Annotated in this window: 11 protein-coding genes, 1 tRNA gene and 1 pseudogene; 4 read left to right on the top strand and 9 right to left on the bottom strand. The window is 38.5% G+C overall.

The features are described from left to right. Positions 1-5: 5 nt before the first annotated feature. The 6 genes from HCX49_RS11195 to HCX49_RS11170 form a co-directional block, all read right to left on the bottom strand. Positions 6-1217, bottom strand: a complete 1212-nt coding sequence (locus HCX49_RS11195) for a hypothetical protein (RefSeq protein WP_132770908.1) — start codon at positions 1215-1217, stop codon at positions 6-8. Between the two features lie 23 nt (positions 1218-1240). Further along, positions 1241-2305, bottom strand: coding sequence for an aldose 1-epimerase family protein (locus HCX49_RS11190; protein WP_264599364.1), 1065 nt, complete (start codon positions 2303-2305; stop codon positions 1241-1243). 1 nt (position 2306) lies between these two features. Beyond that, positions 2307-4988: a c-type cytochrome gene (locus HCX49_RS11185; protein WP_168127132.1), complete on the bottom strand. Its 2682-nt coding sequence runs from the start codon at positions 4986-4988 to the stop codon at positions 2307-2309. A 44-nt stretch (positions 4989-5032) separates the two neighbouring features. Next, complete coding sequence (locus HCX49_RS11180) at positions 5033-6514, bottom strand: RagB/SusD family nutrient uptake outer membrane protein (RefSeq protein ID WP_168127131.1); 1482 nt, start codon at positions 6512-6514, stop codon at positions 5033-5035. 10 nt (positions 6515-6524) lie between these two features. After that, entirely contained in the window at positions 6525-9812 is a 3288-nt protein-coding gene (locus HCX49_RS11175; RefSeq protein WP_132770912.1) for a SusC/RagA family TonB-linked outer membrane protein, read from the bottom strand. Between the two features lie 562 nt (positions 9813-10374). Continuing rightward, positions 10375-10782, bottom strand: a complete 408-nt coding sequence (locus HCX49_RS11170; protein WP_132770913.1) for an alpha/beta hydrolase — start codon at positions 10780-10782, stop codon at positions 10375-10377. A gap of 540 nt (positions 10783-11322) precedes the next feature. On the opposite strand from HCX49_RS11170, the gene HCX49_RS25395 reads away from it, so the two are divergent. Then, positions 11323-11469, top strand: coding sequence for a hypothetical protein (locus tag HCX49_RS25395; RefSeq protein WP_206368404.1), 147 nt, complete (start codon positions 11323-11325; stop codon positions 11467-11469). On the opposite strand, the pseudogene HCX49_RS25820 reads toward HCX49_RS25395, so the two are convergent. The 3 genes and pseudogenes from HCX49_RS25820 to HCX49_RS11160 all read right to left on the bottom strand — a co-directional run. Further along, a pseudogene (locus HCX49_RS25820) lies at positions 11466-11623 on the bottom strand (IS982 family transposase); the annotation flags it as partial. The gene HCX49_RS25395 and the pseudogene HCX49_RS25820 sit on opposite strands and share 4 nt — an antisense overlap. A 377-nt stretch (positions 11624-12000) precedes the next feature. Continuing rightward, positions 12001-14307, bottom strand: a complete 2307-nt coding sequence (locus HCX49_RS11165; RefSeq protein WP_237682780.1) for a tetratricopeptide repeat protein — start codon at positions 14305-14307, stop codon at positions 12001-12003. Between the two features lie 687 nt (positions 14308-14994). Continuing rightward, positions 14995-15071 (bottom strand) — tRNA-Pro (locus HCX49_RS11160). 342 nt (positions 15072-15413) lie between these two features. Here HCX49_RS11160 and rplS point away from each other — a divergent pair. From rplS to HCX49_RS11145, 3 genes are all read left to right on the top strand, one after another. Continuing rightward, positions 15414-15761: a 50S ribosomal protein L19 gene (gene rplS / locus HCX49_RS11155; RefSeq protein WP_021189535.1), complete on the top strand. Its 348-nt coding sequence runs from the start codon at positions 15414-15416 to the stop codon at positions 15759-15761. A gap of 156 nt (positions 15762-15917) precedes the next feature. Then, positions 15918-17018, top strand: a complete 1101-nt coding sequence (locus tag HCX49_RS11150; RefSeq protein WP_132770915.1) for a carbohydrate-binding family 9-like protein — start codon at positions 15918-15920, stop codon at positions 17016-17018. A 137-nt stretch (positions 17019-17155) separates the two neighbouring features. Then, on the top strand, positions 17156-18280 hold the full coding sequence (locus HCX49_RS11145) for an acyltransferase family protein (protein ID WP_168127130.1): 1125 nt from the start codon (positions 17156-17158) through the stop codon (positions 18278-18280). Positions 18281-18380 lie beyond the last annotated feature (100 nt).

Below are 18380 nucleotides of genomic sequence, written 5' to 3'. Positions count from 1 at the left end.
AGTAATTAAGACTCCATTATCAAATCCGGATTATCAGGTCCAAAATGTTTCAACATGACGATCGGATCTGTTTTCGAATCATTTTTAATGATGACACCTTTCATCGCAGCCGATTCTGAAACAAAATATTCGTCGTAGGTCAACTGCCCATAACGGATCAGAGCCGGTGTTTCCAAAGTCCAATCATTCAACTTACCGTGCCCCTGCATCATAATTAATCCATAAGCCGCATTATCGGTGATCGTAACAGTTTGACCAGGAAAAACAGTCAATTCTTTTGCACTAAAAGCTGTCGATTTATAGCATATCCATTTCTCACTATAACCAGATTGCTCCATCTCAGCAATTGCCTTGACCGGTTTAGGGTACATAAATCGGTTCTCCATCATATTGGGATCGACATTTAGATCCCAATCTATAATGTCCATTAAAGCATCATAATCACCCTGCTTATTATCAGGAACTCCTTTCCATAACAATTCCTCTGGAATGATCGCCTCATTAACCAAGGATTGATACATAGCAAAAACATCAGAAGCTTTTTGTGGTTCATATGTACACATACTACCTGGAGCATGCAATAATCCAGGAGGGACATCCCAGCCGGTTCCAGGTTCTAAACGGTAGGCTTGCGAGTAATTTGTGATCTTATTATCTCCTTTACTGAAATTTTCCAGGCATTCTTTGATCTGTGCTTTTGAGGTTCCGGGCGCTATACCCATAAAAGTATAAGGAAAATCGCCTCCATGGTTATTTAGCTGTGGAGGAAAATAGTACGCTTCAGGTTTGCCCGCTTGCCCAATCAAAGCCGCTTTCTCATCGTTATGGTGAATATGGTGGGGTAGTGGCCCCATGTTATCAAAGAATTTGGAATACATAGGCCAGCTTTGGTAATCAGACCAGATACGATTTCCAATCAATCTTTCTTTGAGATAAGAAACGCAATCCGACAACAAAAGTTGTTTAATCTCACCATCATGTTCATACACCACGAAACTAAGACCTTCAAATTCACCCGTCAAAGGACCATTTTTCGCAGGGGTAGTAGAAGACAGCCACCGCTCATCGATACCGCCACGTTCACCACCCAATACATAATAATCGTCTGGATGAAGTTTTATCCTTCTTCCAGGTACACAAAATGACCTAGGCACCCAGTTTGGCGCCAATCTAAAAATCCCTTTACCTTGTTCAAAAGCTTTTTCTATATTTTCCATTCCATCGTATTTATGTTTATAATCTACATGTTATCTTTAAAGACCTGAATTTCTTCAAGTGTATCTAATATGCTCAAAGAAAGTTGATATACTTTTTTTTCCTGAGGTTTAAGAAAAATCAGTTCTTTACGTTCACGCATCATCTTTTGCCCCAACGGTGGATTTGTACCCGGTTCTAATCCAGTCACATATTCCCCAGGGCCCCAGTGTTGCCAATTGGTCAACCAAGGAAGCTGTTCTTTCTTAAAAGTTAGCGCAACCGCAAAACCCAGCTTTTCATTAAACAGCCCACAATGGCTATTTCCTTTCTGATCGCTTTTAGGAGATATAAACACCGCTTCTTCTCCTGCTCCCCGATGATCTTCACGTGGTTCTTGACAGGTTTTAAAATCATAGCCTGCTTTAAATATTTTATTGGATTCACCTGATTCCCGTGGCAGCCATTTTCCATTCCAAAGTAATTGAGTACCCGCATCCACAAGAGGCCAACCAAAGTTAAAGTGGTAGAGCAACATGTGTGGTGCATCCATATTACCAACATTTTGGACCACATCTTCAATATGTATTGTAGGATCCCCGAGGTAACATCGGATTGTCCGAATCAACTCAAGAGGATGTCCAAGAGGATGTCCCTGTAGTATCCTCCCAGTGATCGATATTTCAAGATCTCCATTTAACAAATCCGGTTGTTTTATATGAATAATTTCTGCGGGAATATTACTAATCTGATCATGTAGTCCTCGACTTCCAAAAACATCCGCTTCAGGACCACCAACATGAGTAAGTCCACAAGTAACCAACAATCCACCACCAAAAGTGCGTAACCAATCTGCTCCCTTATCCGAAAAAGGTTGCGGTGCAGTTACACCCAACTTACTGATCCAGCTCAAATTAAATTGGTTGAAATAAGCATCCGCAATATCCATAGCTCGATCTATAACAACTTTAAAACGCAATCCCGTACCTGTATTTATCCAGGCAATACGGGTACCACGTCCCCGTCCATTATCCAAAACCGAAGTCTCGATACCACCGACCTGTGCCACATGAGACACTTTTTCCAACCAATCTTTCTTTGAAAAATCCACTTTATTTATTTTTCTTTTTATATACATCACTATTCTCATTTCCTCCCGACATGAGGTATGCCATTAGATCCCGTAGTTCCTCAGGATTCAAGACATTTAAAGTCCCTGGAGGCATAATGGATACTTCGGAGACTTTGATGTCCTGAACATCTTTTTTTGCAATTTCCTTCGTTAACTGCGGTGCATAAGGATTTTGCGAAATGGTATAACTCTTTTCACTTTCACCCATCAGTCGTCCCATTTGCTTAGTTCCATCTTTCAGATGAAAAACTTTAGATTCATATTGATCAGAAATCACTTTGCTAGGTTCAATCATCGCTTCCAACATATCTTTAGGAGAGAAACGTGTTCCCAGTTGAGTAAGATCAGGTCCAACCGAACCACCCGAACCTTTCATAGTATGGCAAGAAGCACAGCGCAAGGCAACAAAAAGCTCACCCCCTCGTTTGAAATCACGTATCTCAGTATTATCATTAATATATTTGAGCGCTGTATCGATCTTCCAATCTCTTCCTGGCCCTTTGGCATTCTGAACTTTTTCGGCTAGTCTATTACCCGATTGATTAACCAATGAATCACCAGAAATCTTACTGTAATAGGCCAATTTATCCTTATTTACATGACTCAGTGCAATTTTTCGGGCTTTATCAATAAATCCGATGTAGCTATTGCCTCCTTTGTAACCAAAACCTTTATAGAACCACTTGAAATATTCATCATGCAATTCTGGGGTCCAACCCGTATGTGCAGAACTCAACATCGTTGCTAAAAATATCTGTTGCGCAGGAGGAATATTGGCCAACATGTCAGCGATATCCAGACCATACTGTGGATTACGCAAAATAAGATTGGAAGAACTCATAAAACTGGTATTGGTCGAATCATCCTTTGCTGAGTATAGTAATGGTACAGTCTTAGGTACAACACTCGCATCGCCAATAGCTACCAATACTTTTCCCAGTTCACGATTGACAAGGTTTATCTTCGAAGGATATAAACCCGCTAATCGCTCCGAAAGTAGAATACGTTGCGATTCAACAGGTGTCCCCATTCGAGCTATACTGACCTCATAAACACGCAAGAGATTTAAAAGCATCTGTTGCGGAAGCTTCCTAATGTCAATAGTTGCCAGCTTATTAAACATTTCTGCTTGTAAAGATTGATCTCCATTTCTGGCCAGAGCCAACATCGCTTCGGTGAGACGGAGTACATTTTTTTCCTGAAAAACAAGATGCTTCCATGTATCCACGGGTTGATGCTCCACTGCAATGCGTGCTGCATAACGAATAAAACGATCTGGATCACCAAGGTATTTCCACACTTTCTCAGCAGTGCCTGGTGCAGATGGTTTATGAAATTGTTCAATCTCGCGACGCAAGGCAATCCCCTTAGGAATTTCATTTTTCGTTTTCTTAGGCTCAATATCAGCATGTCCCTTATAATACACGCGATAAAGATCAGACTCCAACTTTCTCCCCCCTGTCAAAAAGTATAAAGCACCATCAGGCCCAATCTCTCCAGATGTCAATGCAAGTGGAGATCCCGATATAAATTCTTCCGCTTTTGCCTCATAAGTCGCTCCTTTTGGTGTTAACTGAACAGAATAGATAATACCAAAACTCCAGTCAAATGCCAGAAGACTATTTCTATACTTATCCGGAAATTTCGCTTTGCTTGCATAGAGAAGATTCGTTGGCGAGCCCTGTCCGATATTCAGCGTACCCGGTAGGTTATCGGGGTAACTGGGATCCCATTTGGCATTACCAGTCCTCCATCCGTACTCAGCACCACTTGTTACATGACAGATCCTTGTTGGGCGATACCAAGGCATCCCAAAATCCCATTCCATATCCGAATCGTAGGTAAACATTTCGCCATCATCATTAAAAGTAATATCAAACGGATTTCGATACCCACCACTAATCATCTCCCAGTGCTTACCTTCAGGATCAGTTTTAGCAATCCAGCCCCCCGGCTCTTTACGATCGGTGGCATGACCCTGTGAATCTACGATATGAGGTAACAAATTATCGTGATGCCAGTTTGAGGGTAAACGATAGGCATCCATCTTGGGCAAATCAGTATGATTACCCGCAATTAAATATATCGCCGAATCAGGTCCAAGCACAACACTATGCGGTCCATGTTCACCCTCACCATTTAAGGCCAATAATTGTGTAATCTTATCCAGCTTATCATCCTGATTTGTATCCTGTAAACGGTACAAACCACTACCTTTCGAAAGCTGCTCATCCGGATTATGGTTCACCACCACATATAGACTGTTGTGGGCCCATAACAAACCTTGAGCAAATCCAATTCCTACTTTCGTCGAACTAGTATCAGCCGGATTATCTAATGGAAAATCTAACTTTTCAATCTTAGGTTTCATCGTACTATCTGAACCTATAGGTGGCAATTCGATACGGAACAATGCTCCATACTGATCCGAGGTAATCATCCTCCCCTTATCATCAAAGGTCATCGCGACCCATGATCCCTGTTTATTATCCGACGGGCTATAGATATGATCTACTGCAAAACCCTCAGGTAAAACAATTTTCTTAGTCTTCGGATTCTCATCCTTAGTACCTTCATCTTTAATTTGTTCACGACATGCCCCCGCCAAAATGAGCAGGAAAATGGCAAACAACACGAGCTGCATGTTATTAATTTTTCTCATTGTTATTTGTTAAGCTGATATATTGTTTTGATTTAGATCATGGATTAATACCCCGTGTTTTGTGAAATCCCATTGGTTAGCACTTCACGCTGTGGAATAGGAAACAATAACTTAAAGGGCTGCACATTATAGGAAGCCGAGCTTAAGCGCGAAAGACGTTTTTTCTCTTCCACTCCGTGAGCATTTAAGACTTCTTCCGCCTTTCCCATACGTAACAACTGGTACCATCTATGGCTCTCAAAAGCAACCTCGACACGCTGTTCCTTTGCAATAGCATCCCGTAAACCTTCCTTGGTCAAACCTGATAAAGGTTCCAATCCTGCTCGTTTACGTACCAAGTTTAAGTTTAGATAAGGATTTCCAACCCCAGACTCATTTTGCGCCTCTGCCAACATCAATAAGACATACCCATATCGGTATACTGGCCAGTTCTCATTGGACCGTCCATCTTCAATATAAGGTGCATGATAAAATTTCTTGATGAAGGGCATTTTTCCACCAAAAGCGATTGCCTCTTGATAGGACGCATTTGAAGGATCATCGAACAAGGCTATTGATTTATCCTTCCGCAAATCCCCCGCTTCATATAGGTTATATATACTTGGCGTTGGAATATTAGATCCACCAAGATTTCCAGAATACCCCACTAACTTCAACTTGCCATTTCGGGGTCCGAACATATAAATAAAATTACTATTCTCACCTTCAACAGATTGATCATATTGCACTTCAAAGACAGACTCCTCATTATTTTTATTATTCGGGTTGAAACAGTTGGCATAATCAGGCAATAAAGCATAGCCCAATTGCGTAACCTCCTGAAAAGTAGAAGCTGCTTCAGCAAATTGCTTTCTTGTTAAGTATACCTCACCCAACAGCGTCAAAGCAGCCCCTTTAGTAATCCGTCCGGCATTATTCTTATCATAGCTATTTGGTAGATTTGCAACTGCATCCTTAGCATGTTGTATAATTACACCGTATACTTCTTCGACCGATGCCTTACCTTTGGTAAAAGCATCCGTTGGATTCGCAACTTCCTTCGTGTGTAATGGAATTTCTCCGAATAAGCGTACCAAATGAAAGTAGGTGAAAGCCTGTAAAAACTTCACTTCACCTATATATCGCTTTTTCAAACCTTCGTCGGCAAAAGAAACCTGATCAATTCGGCTAAGGATAACATTAGACTCTTGTATAACACTGTATAATGTTGCCCATACAGTATTGATATAATTATTTGAAGAGGTTATCAAAAATTCATCTATCTCTTCCCTTTGTTGCGCCCCTCTATCGGTTTCATCATATTGATAGTTGGTATTATCAGCAACCATTTCAGTCATCGCCCAAAAATCACTGGTGTACAAACCTTGTAAGCGGCCATAGACCCCGTTCACAGCGCGAAGGACTTGTCCTTCATTTTCATAATAATTATCACCGCTGGAAAATGTATATGGTTTAACATCTAATAGGTGATTACATGAGGAGAAGCTTAGTAGTCCCAAACTCAATAAAATATATTTTATATTCATAACAGTAGACTTAAAAATTGAAATTTAATCCGAGTGTATAGATTCTTGGAACTGGATAAGCAGAGTAGTCAAGTCCTTGCACCAATGGACTAATATCACCTCTATTAATGTTGGTCCCTTCTGGATTACCATCATACCCCGTAATCAAGAAAGGATTTTGAATATTTCCATAGACTCGAATGTCCTTGATAACTCCCTTTATACTTTTAGGAAATGTATAACCGAAATTGATATTACGGATCCATACATAATCCGTTTTCTCTATAAACAAGGAATGCGTATCGCGATACATAACACGGCCCCTGCCTGTACCATTTGTAGTCGGAACTAATCCACTACCAGGATTTGCTTCAGACCTCCAACGATCTGCCACCTCTTTACGTACATTAAAAACCCCATCAATATTATCCGTGTAAAAACGCGTGGCATGCAACATCTCTTGTCCCATTGATCCGACCATCAGCACACGCAGGTCGAAATTTTTAAAAGAAAATGTATTGGTCATACCCCATGTAAAATCAGGATACGGATTGCCTATGACGTCAAAATCATCGTTCGGTGTAATCTCTCCATCACCATTCACATCCCGCATCCGAAGATTGCCTGGAATAGCCCCTGGAAATGAAGCATATTTCTCTAGGTCAGCTTGATTTTGATAAATTCCATCAACCACATAGCCGATGATCATACCAACAGGCTGTCCGATTCGGGTAACATTAGTAAAGTTACCTTCCGAACTTGCCCCAGAGAAAATCGGATCAGTGCTTCTTCCTAAAGCAATCACTTTATTCCTATTGAAAGAAATGTTGAAATCAGTATTCCATTTAAAGTTATCATTGGTAATATTGATGGAACTCACGGAAAATTCAAAACCGGTATTTTCAACATCCCCTCGGTTTTCTGTTACAGAAGAAAAACCAGAGGACTGGGGAATCGGCGTATTTAACAATAAGTCTAAAGTATTACGCTTGTAGTAGTTTGCTGCAATTGTCAGACGGTTATTTAAAGTCGCAAAATCTAAACCTACATTTAACTCTTTCATCTTTTCCCAACCTAAGAAACTATTACCTAAGCTGTTCATAATACGACCTGGTGCCAAACTACCACCAAAGACATAATTACCCGTTCCAATACTACTTAATGGCGCATAATTAGAAATATTGAAATTACCACTTCTACCGTATGATGCTCTAAGTTTCAATTCATCAACCCAAGTCGCATCTTTTAAGAATTTTTCTTCTGACAGCCGCCAGCCTAGTGCAACAGATGGAAACGACCCCCATCGATTATCTTTACCAAATCTCGAAGAACCATCCGAACGGAAAGATGCGGTCAGGATGTATCTATCTTTAAAAGTGTAATTTACACGGGCCAAGTAAGAGATTAATGCCCAATCTTCAATGCCCGTACCACCTGTGATCCTAGCCGCTGCATTTAAGGTCTGAATATCATCATCCGGGAATTGCGACCCATTGAACCCTGCCGACTTATCTTTTTGGGACTGAATGGAGTAACCCGCCAGCGCACTTATTGTATGACCATTATCCGAACTGTAATCATAAGTTAATGTATTCTCATTTGCCCAATTGATATATTGACCACGTGTATAGTTTCCACTGGGAATCGACGGTCCTGGAGCATTTTGGTTTGCTAGAGTTGAAGGTCGAAAGTATTCACCACTTTCATCCTGATAATCAACGTTAAAAGTTGTCTTAAATTTTAGTTTAGGAAGAATGCTATACTCCGCATAGGCACTCATCAAAATTTTCATTTTGCTGCTTTTATCAACACGTTCATTCAAGAACATAACTGGATTAGGGTTCCCAAAAGTACCCGGTGAAACGATATATGGATTGTAAGTACCATCTGCATTATAAATGGTAGAAACGGGTGTGGAAATTTCGAAAAATTCATCCCTACCCTGCCCACTAACACCTCCTTTGAGATAAGATAATGTAGGTGCAATATTCATCCCCAATTTTAATTTATTAGAGATATTGGCATCTACATTACCCCGGACGGAAAACCTTTCAAAACCAGTGTTTAACATCACCCCCGATTGATTCAGGTAACCTGCCGAAACAAAAGAGCGTATCTGTTCATTTCCACCACTAAAACTCACATTAAAATCAGACATTGGTGCAATTCGGGTAACTGCATCATACCAATCTACACCAGCCCCTAAAGTTTCAGGATTACGATATTCCTCTGGAATATCATTTAATGTAGGCTCCCTACCTTCCTCATATCGGATTTTATCTTCTATAGCCTCTTTACGAAACTGAGCAAATTCCATAGCATTCATCATATTGGGACGACCTTTTTTTGGTACTTCCTGAATACCTGAACTCGCCGCAACATTGATCTTCAATTTTCCAACTGTACCCTTTTTCGTATTGATCAAGATAACACCATTAGAACCTCTCGATCCATAAATTGCTGTTGCAGATGCATCTTTTAATACAGTCATAGATTCGATATCACTGGGATTTATTGCCGTCAAAGGATTTGAGCGTTCGCTTGAAGAAGACGGAACCGGAAATCCATCAATAACATATAATGGCGATCCTCCTGCTCCGATAGCACCAATTCCACGTATACGAATCCTGGGACCACCTCCTGGTGTTCCATTGGAGGTACTTACCTGAACACCTGAAATCTGGCCCGTTAAGGCTTGATCAGGACTAGCAATAGCTTGCCCCCGAACATTATTCATCGATACCGATGCGATAGATCCAGTAACATCCTTTTTCTGTTGACTACCATATCCCACCACCACAACTTCATCGATGTCTTGTGACATACTGATTAGTGTAACGTGCTGCTCTCCTGCTTTTGTAATCACAATTTCTTGGCTAGAATAACCTATATTCCGAAAAGACAAACTTTGGCCTTTATTTAAAGTTATGACATAGCTCCCGTCCTCAGCAGTAGATGTGGCAACATCTGTACCTTTGACCTGTATAGTAACACCCGGGATAGGAAGTCCTTTTGCATCACGTACGATACCGCTAACAGTAATTTGCTCTTGGATGTTGCTACGGGTAATTCTAGCTGAATTACTATTAAAAAGCATTCCATGATTTTCCTCCAAATCAAAGACACGACCCGAATAACCCACCACTGAAGCTTGAATATGAGACAGTTGAATAGAAAATATTCCAGACAATAATAATGATGCTTTCAAAAGACTAGAACGTCCTAGTAGCGGATTTGAAATTTTTTCAGTCTGCGTTCTACATAAATTTTGGACTGTAAAATTCTCAGTTATTTTTTTGTTAAATTGATCATATTGCATAACTTTGCAAGGTTTGATGGTTTTAAGATTAAGAGTTTAGACGCTCTCTATTAATTTAAAATAAGGCCTTAAATGCATACCGATGGTGCTAGAACACTATCGGTTTTTTATTCAAGCTCGTTCTTAGTACGATTCTTCTCCCATACCTAAACCTCCTTTTTTATTAAAGTTTTTCATTCTATATTCTATTAAAGATATTAGGACCCAGGATAAAAGGCACCTATAAGTTGTTTATAATCAAAAGTATAAGGGTTGCTTTTTTTAGCTACCTCAAATATAAAAATCCGATATAGCTTAAGCATCCTGCACTATCCTGACTGACAATAAAAAATTAAAAGCAATTTGTTAAAAAGGGCTAATCAACGAAAGTAGAAGCATGTTTTTATAGAGAATCACCCATTTTCATTTCACAACAGGTAGATTGATGACATACTAAATATGGTTCTTTTAATGTCACAAATAGCCACATAAGATTTCTGTAGGGCTACATTAATCTTTTTGATAGATTCCATATTGTTACTTTAAGCTTATGGGGAGAAAAGATGGATAATCTATCGAATAGTTACTTGAGCAGTCTCTTTATCCACGTCAAATATGTTTCATTTTTGGTAAAATCATTATGTCCTTCGCCAGGAAGGGTGATAAACCGATCTGTTGGTTTTATAAATCTTGATAATTTCTTTGAGGAACCATAATATACAGCATCATCAGCATCTCCGTGTATCAGAACTAACTGGTAGGTTATTTTCTTCAAATAACTATAAATTTCCAACTTAAATGAGTTATTTACAATTTTAAGAGCTGGTACCAACTGATGTATCCAATCCGCTATTGAATAATAAGGGGCTTGTAAAATTACCATTTTCGGCTGGTTGTGAGCACTAAGGAATGATGCCGCTCCAGACCCAATGGATTGCCCTATTACCACTATTCTGTTTTCACTATATTTGGCTTTTAAAGTGTCATACATCAATTATACATCGTCGTATAATTGTTCCTGATTGGTCACTGTTCCCCCACTCTTACCATAACCCCGATAGTCCAGCAAGCAGAAATCATAACCTATTTTGGTATTTACACAAACGTAGGTCCTCTCTTTAATTTTTAGGTGCAGCAAACGAAGATCAGATGATTAACAAATTATACTTTTTAACATTACTTGTTCAGTGTTTGTTCAGTGCTTGCTCAGTGATTACTCAGTGTAGACTGTATCAATATTGACTGATTACTGTCTAAAAATTGATTAAAAATTGCTATTAGCTAAAATTTGGTATTAGGATGTTCCCGTTTTAATTTTTATCTTGATTATCTGTAAACTAATCAGGTAATTATGGCAATCATCAAAAATGGCGTTAAGGGGACTGTTTCCGGGAAAGCAGGTTCTGTTGTGGTTGTCTTAAAGAAAACAGGAAATTATTTGCGTTCTCTTCGTCGCGTTAAAAAATGAGCACCTACACCTGAGTAACTGCTGAGTAGAACACGCTTCAAAATTGTTAGGTCGCATATTAGTATGTTAAATCCCATTATCAATATTGGTTATAAGGCATACAGCTATCCTAAGCGGGCATATGATGTGGCGATGTCTTATGACTTGAACGAAACACTTAATACTTTTACTTGGTATAGAAATTTAGTAATAACCCGTTGTGCATTTTAAATAATACTGATTTTTAAATTATTGATATTTCTGATGAATATATTTTTGCCTATGTATTAAATGATGTTATAGCTATAATCTTGGTCAAGATTCTGGTTTTGAATCCATCGAAAGATTTAGCATAATTAAGCCTTATCATGAACTGATCACACATTTAATGAAGGTAAGCGTAATTGGATAGCAATGTTATAAAAATATGCTAACTTAGCTATATGAAAAAGATAACTTTAATACCTTGTTTATTTTTGTTTTCTCGCCAAAATGAAGCTAAAAAAAACAATGATGTTGCTATACAGTGGCATTTGTAAACCTACTATTCACTTGCTATTCACTTTGTAAGTCCTCATCGCACTTTCAATTTGACTCTCTTCTGTTATATCAGGATATAAAAATAACTCGGCACCTGAATGCTATTCACACCGGACACTATTTTCAGTCTTACTGCTATTGGTCCTTTGGGAAACATAACTATACTTGTTACGTCTACCTTTAGAAACGAAATGAATTTTTCTTTTGTTTCACAAGCGAAGGTTACTTATTGTTCAATTTCTTTAAACGTTCTTTTGCTGACGGAATGATATCATCTTTTTCTTCATAATTTTCAATTACACTTTCCAACGTACTCTTCGCCTGCAAAGTATTGCCTTTACGCGCATAGCTATCAGCAAGCAATAGGAAACTCTTGGCTTCCCAGTATGCATTTTCTTCCTCACTATTAATCACCTCAAAGGCAGTTTCAATGGCTTTGTCGTATTCCTTGTTATCATACTGCAGTTGCCCAACACGGTATCGCGCTTCTGCGCCAACCGCCTTTTGGCTCTTCAGAGCAGCCAGATTGAGTTCCTTCATGGCAGACACGATGTTCTTTTGTTGTAGCAATACCCTTCCACTGTATAAATGAGCTTTAGCAATTTCCTCCTGCGATGCGCCATCGTAATCTTTTATCAACTTCGCATACTTGGCCATCTGCTCCATGTCGCCGAGTTCGAAATAACACATCATCAGGTTACTTATTGCGTAACCATAGTTCTTTTTATAATCTGAATTGAGTTCCAATTTTTTGAGGTGCACAATCGCCTCGTTGTATTCTTTTAGATCAAGATATAGGGCAGCCACTGTCAGCAAGGTGTTTTCTGTATACTTGCTTGTCCAGTCGTTTAGGATGATATTCAGATCGTGCAGTGCTTCCTTTGGATGCCCAGTGCGGTACGAACTCACCCCGCGGATGTAACGGGCATATTTTTCTTGTTTGGGCTTCGGAAATTTATCAAAATACGCATTGATGGCTTCCACCGAAGCTGCGTATTGCTGCTTGGCAAACAGAGATTGGGCTGCTTGAAAAGCCATATTATCTTGCTCCGCAGGGCTCAGGTTACTGACATTGGTGCCGATTGCGTAATGAATATAGCTCGTAGCATCCCCTTGGTCTAGGTAGATGTTTTCAATAAAACGCATCGCTTGCTGTGCCTCATTGGTTTTGGAATATTTCTCCACAACACTTTTGAAAGTGGCTTTCGCCGCTTCGGAATCATCTTTATTATACTGCACGAGCCCTATGGTCATCAATGCGCGGGGCACATAGCTGCTGCGCGGGTATTTTTCGATCATCCGTTGCAAACCATCGATAGCGCGATCATAATCTCCCGTAGTGAAATAGGTATAGGGGATCTCAAAGGCGGCGTCATCTGCATAATTCGAAGCCGGAAATTGTTTCAAAACAGACTGCAGGATCTTTAGCTTGGTTTCATGGTCTCCCTGCAATCCAAAGATAACACCTCGTTGGAACAACGCATAGTCCTGATTGGAAGTTTTACTGTTGATAAGCTGATCATAATATTGGTTGGCACGGTCGTAATTGCGCATAGACAAATACGAATCGCCCAAACGTGCTATTACGTCATGACGTATATTTTCATCTAGCGAACTTCCCTCGACAGCCAAAAAGCGCTCAAAATAATCGGCCGACATACTAAAACTGTTATTTCTGAACGCGGCATAAGCCAGCCCATAATTTGCATAATTATATACGTCGGTATTTTTTGCAACAGGCAACCGTAAGAACCGGGAGAAGTTTTCTACCGCCTCCCCATATTTGCGCACTTCATACATCGCTTCCGCTTTCCAATAAGTAGCAAGCGCGGCCATTTTTGCATCGATCGGGAATTTTTCAGATCTCATGAATGTCGATATGCTATTTTCGAAAGCGCGCTCGTTATAAAACTCCAATCCGCGATAGTAAGTTGCTTTTTGATAAGTAGCATCGACTTCCCGCCCTCTATCTTTCAACGACTCCAACAGACTTACTCCAGTATGGAAGTTACTCGTCCCCAACAGGATTTGAGCCGATAATATTTCCGCACTTTCCTGTGCTTGAGCGCCTAGTTCACGCCCCCCATATTCTTGAGCAATATATTTTTCCAGAACTTGCTGAGCGGCTTGGGTAGAGTCCATTGCATACAAGATTTTGGCATAGTTAAATTGCGCATCTGCTTTCAATTGGGGGTCGAAATCTAGTCTCATCGCTTTGACAAATGCATTTCGTGCGCGTTGCTTATCGCCGGTTTCCAGTGCAATATGACCCAAAGTTATGATCGAACCCTGATAAAAGGCATCCGAAGCTTCCAGCGACTCCAAAATAGAGGCCGCTCTTGGATATTCACGTGCCTGGTAAGCCAGATAGCTGATACGGTAACTATCAATATTGCTGCGTGAAGCGTTTGGATGCTGTTTAAGCAATATAGTGTAATAAGCTTGTTTAAACGTTTTATTTGCAAAATAGGTAGCTGTGGCTATTTGACGTAGCTCCGTCTCAATGGCTTCCCGATTGATATGACTCATATCTGGGCTCCTGCGAACCTTTACGGCATCGGCCAGAACAGGTCGGTAGTCGCGTACGACATCAATGGAATCCATCGTTTGCACTTGCTCTGCATTTAGTTGCTTCTCTACTTCCTGCCCATAACCCGTAACCACCAAAGCGGAAAGCATCCCGGTACACAGGTATTTGAAGCCAATTATTTTTTTTAATATCATTATTCGTCCGTATTTCTGAGTTTTTCCAAACGTTCCTTTGCCGAGGAGGCAATAGTGTAATCTTCCTTAGCTAACAAGCCAAAACTAAATAATTCCAACCATATTGAGTAAATCGTCATGGAAAAAATTGAATCCTAAAAGTCAATTTATAGATCATCACCATCTCGTTTCCGCGATTTCCAATTTCTTTGATTGCTATCGGCAACTGAATTGACACAATAATGGAGCCAAGAAGACAGATCGAGGGAAAGAGATCACTTTGTGACAAACAGCACAAAAACGAATGTTAATTGTTGAGCATATTTCAAAAATCAAAGATTAGTATAGAAAATGAGTAACCGAATTGGTCATTTTCTTAAGGTTTGAAGTATATTGATCGGGAGGCTAGAATACTTTAAGCCTATTGGTCATAAGCTTATTCCAAAAGATGCTGCGATTCGAATCTGCACGTAAACAAAAAAGCCCTAACTTTCGTTAGAGCTTTTATTTTCTTGGTCGGGGTGGCAGGATTCGAACCTACGACCTCCACATCCCAAATGTGGCGCGATACCGGGCTACGCTACACCCCGAAAAGGTATCCCCTTTTGTTTACTGTGATGCAAATATACAGCGTTTTTTCAATCTGTCAAATATAATTTTAACATTATTAAATAAAAGCCTGATTTATTGAGAAATAAAATATCAGCATTCAATTCGATAGCATTTAAATTCACATCCTAACCTCGATGTGTAAAACTTTTTAAAATATATCGTGAGCAAGGGTCTAAATATTAAAAGTGTTTTTCTATCTTTGCAACAAACTAAGGCAGCTCAATATTTTTTGAAAAAAGTATTTCTTAAAGTAAAAAAAAAGCTGTAATATTGCATTCCGATTTTTACAGGCTAATAATCGTATTTAATTACTCATAATCATGGATTTAGTAAAATTTGTAGAAGAACAAGCGGTAATCAGAAATGAAGTTCCCGCATTTAAAGCAGGAGACACCATAAGCGTTCATTATAAAATTCGCGAGGGAAATAAAGAGCGTATCCAAATTTACCAAGGTGTGGTTATCCAATTGAACAGCGAAGGTGTTAATTCAACTTTCACTGTACGCAAAATTTCAAATGGCATTGGTGTGGAACGTATCTTCCCTATAAATTCGCCAAACATTGAAAAAATTGTAGTAAACAGCTACGGTAAAGTACGTCGCGCTAAATTATTTTATTTACGTGGTCTTACTGGTAAAGCTGCTCGTATTAAGTCTAAAAGAATCTAATTACGACTACACAAGTATAAAAAAAGGCATTGAATTCAGTTTCGATGCCTTTTTTTATTGCCATAAATCCCCAATATAGCAACATTTTCTTTACAAGTCAAAAACTTCTTCCATGCTAAATCTTTTTAGTTTATCTTATGACCTGAAAAGTATTATATGAACAAGTCTATTTTTACCCTCGTATTCCTGTGCTGTTTCCTGAACAGCTATGCCCAAAATTCAATTCAAGATTTTTTAGCACTACAGTCCATTCCAAAAACATATCCGGTACTTAAAATCAGTGAACCGTTAATAATTGACGGTAAGGACGATGAAATTAGCTGGACAAAAGCAAAAACAATTAATAATTTTGAAGATATTCAAGGTGGCGAGCACAAAAAACCTTTGTATAAAACCGAAGTAAAAATGCTTTGGGATTCCACCTACCTATATGTGTACGCAAAACTGTATGAACCTCATATTTGGGCAGATATCTACAAGCACGATGAAATTGTTTATCTAAACAATGACTTTGAAATATTTTTAAAACCCAATTTATATCAAGCAGAATATTACGAAATAGAGGTCAATCCATTACATACCATTTTCGATCTTATGTTACCAAAACCATATCGATTCGGGGGTCAGGCCATTACACATTGGGATGTTAAAAATCTAAAATCCGCAGTACATATCAATGGTACCCTTAATAATCCCCAGGATATAGATACATACTGGTCTGTTGAATTTGCAATTCCACATCAATCATTATATGCTTTCGGTAAATCCTCAATGCCTAAAGCAAATGATTACTGGTTATGTAATTTTTCACGTGTACAATGGCAACATGATATCACAAATAATCATTACAGTAGAAAAAAAGAAAATAATAAGCCCTTAGCTGAAGACAATTGGGTATGGTCACCGATCGGTTTAATTAATATGCATTATCCAGAAAGATGGGGATATATACAATTTGTAGAACAAGCACAAAAGCAGGAAGCAACACTTCCAAATAGTTATGCCGTCACTAAACTAGCTTGGAATATTCATTATTTACAACAATTGTTTAAAAAGGAAAATCGTCGATATAGCGATCAATTAACGAAACTTTCATTATATAATCAATACCTACTACCCGCTTTGAAAGATTATGAGGTCACTTTGGATCTAAATAAAGACAAACAAAGTTATAGTATGAAGATCAAGGAAAAACAGTCAAAAAAAATTCAAGTATCCTTAGATAATAGAGGTAATTTTGATCTTTATAACCAGTAACTCTACCATAGCTTATCTGAACGTCTGCATCAATTCAAAAAATGCTATTCACACAACATTTATAACGCTATAACAATAATTTGTAGAAACAAAATAACGCAGAAACATAAACTAATATTGCTATTTTTACAGCAACAATGTATAAGAACATATCTTTTTTTCCAAATCTAAATGCGTTCCGTTTTTTTGCCGCACTCCTCGTTCTATTTCACCATGGAGAAGTCATTCGGACAAAAAATGATTTCATCACCTATGAACATTTTAGTTTTTTTCAAAATGGAACTACTGCTGTCAAATTTTTCTTTGTCTTAAGTGGTTTCCTCATCAGTTATTTGTTACTGAAAGAACAAGATCAGAAAAAGACAATATCCATTAAAAATTTCTATCTGAAAAGAGTCATTCGCATCTGGCCTTTATATTTCTTATTAGTCGCCATAGGCATAGTTATCTTCCCTTTTCTATTTCAGGTCTTACATATTAACTATTCATTCCCCTATACCATAGGGCAGGTCTGGCTGTTATTTGTTTTATTTTTACCCAGTATCGTCACCTTTACCTATGGCTCACATCTACTCGAACCCCTATGGTCTATCGGCGTTGAAGAATGGTTTTACATCATTTGGGCACCCCTATTTAAATGGATAGACAACAAGTTTGCACTTATTATAGGTATATTTTTACTCAAAATTCTTTTACTGATACTATGTTTTAACAACATCATTACAGACGTACTTGTTGTGCATCTTATCAAAACTTTTGCTTTCGAATCAATGGCAATTGGTGCACTGGGAGCTTATTTCCTATACCACACCAATATAAACTTACAGGCTTGGTACAAAAAATATGCAGCGGTCAATTACTTTTTATTAGCCGTATTATTTTCATTCTTATTCTTCCGAAATACATGTATAGCATTTATTGGATCAAATATTTTTGATCATTGGATCTTTTCATACATCATTCTAAATGCACTCTTTCTCAATCTCATTCTGTTTATCGGTATCAGATTAAATTCAAAATCATTTTTCAACAATACTTTTTTAGACTACGGAGGCAAAATCTCCTATGGAATTTACATGTATCATATGATCGTGATCTTTGCCGTTATTCATTTAGGGAAAAAACATTTACTAACACTAGATCCCTACCTAAGTTTTCTGATTTTCTACAGTTTAGTTATAGCAGGTACATTTATAACAGCACATTTATCAAAAAAATACTTTGAAGATTTTTTCATGAAGTTTAGATCTAAATTGAATTAGCAAAGATTAAACCTCATGCAACCGTCATGTCAAAAAATTAGTGTTTTAAAATTAAAGACAAAAAAAAACGTCGTCTTCCACAAATATTCTTATCTTTGTA

Source organism: Sphingobacterium sp. B16(2022) (assembly GCF_012030425.1).
In the GTDB taxonomy this organism is placed as follows: domain Bacteria; phylum Bacteroidota; class Bacteroidia; order Sphingobacteriales; family Sphingobacteriaceae; genus Sphingobacterium; species Sphingobacterium anhuiense.
This window is presented reverse-complemented; position numbering and strand designations above follow the sequence as displayed.

Excerpts from the sequence above, each read along its gene's own strand:
- HCX49_RS11150 (WP_132770915.1), top strand. The coding sequence starts at position 15,918 with ATGAACAAGTCTATTTTTACCCTCGTATTCCTGTGCTGTTTCCTGAAC.
- HCX49_RS25395 (WP_206368404.1), top strand. The coding sequence starts at position 11,323 with ATGTTAAATCCCATTATCAATATTGGTTATAAGGCATACAGCTATCCT.
- HCX49_RS11145 (WP_168127130.1), top strand. The coding sequence starts at position 17,156 with ATGTATAAGAACATATCTTTTTTTCCAAATCTAAATGCGTTCCGTTTT.
- HCX49_RS11185 (WP_168127132.1), bottom strand. The coding sequence starts at position 4,988 with ATGAGAAAAATTAATAACATGCAGCTCGTGTTGTTTGCCATTTTCCTG.
- HCX49_RS11165 (WP_237682780.1), bottom strand. The coding sequence starts at position 14,307 with ATGAGTCATATCAATCGGGAAGCCATTGAGACGGAGCTACGTCAAATA.
- rplS (WP_021189535.1), top strand. The coding sequence starts at position 15,414 with ATGGATTTAGTAAAATTTGTAGAAGAACAAGCGGTAATCAGAAATGAA.
- HCX49_RS11170 (WP_132770913.1), bottom strand. The coding sequence starts at position 10,782 with ATGTATGACACTTTAAAAGCCAAATATAGTGAAAACAGAATAGTGGTA.
- HCX49_RS11175 (WP_132770912.1), bottom strand. The coding sequence starts at position 9,812 with ATGCAATATGATCAATTTAACAAAAAAATAACTGAGAATTTTACAGTC.
- HCX49_RS11180 (WP_168127131.1), bottom strand. The coding sequence starts at position 6,514 with ATGAATATAAAATATATTTTATTGAGTTTGGGACTACTAAGCTTCTCC.
- HCX49_RS11195 (WP_132770908.1), bottom strand. The coding sequence starts at position 1,217 with ATGGAAAATATAGAAAAAGCTTTTGAACAAGGTAAAGGGATTTTTAGA.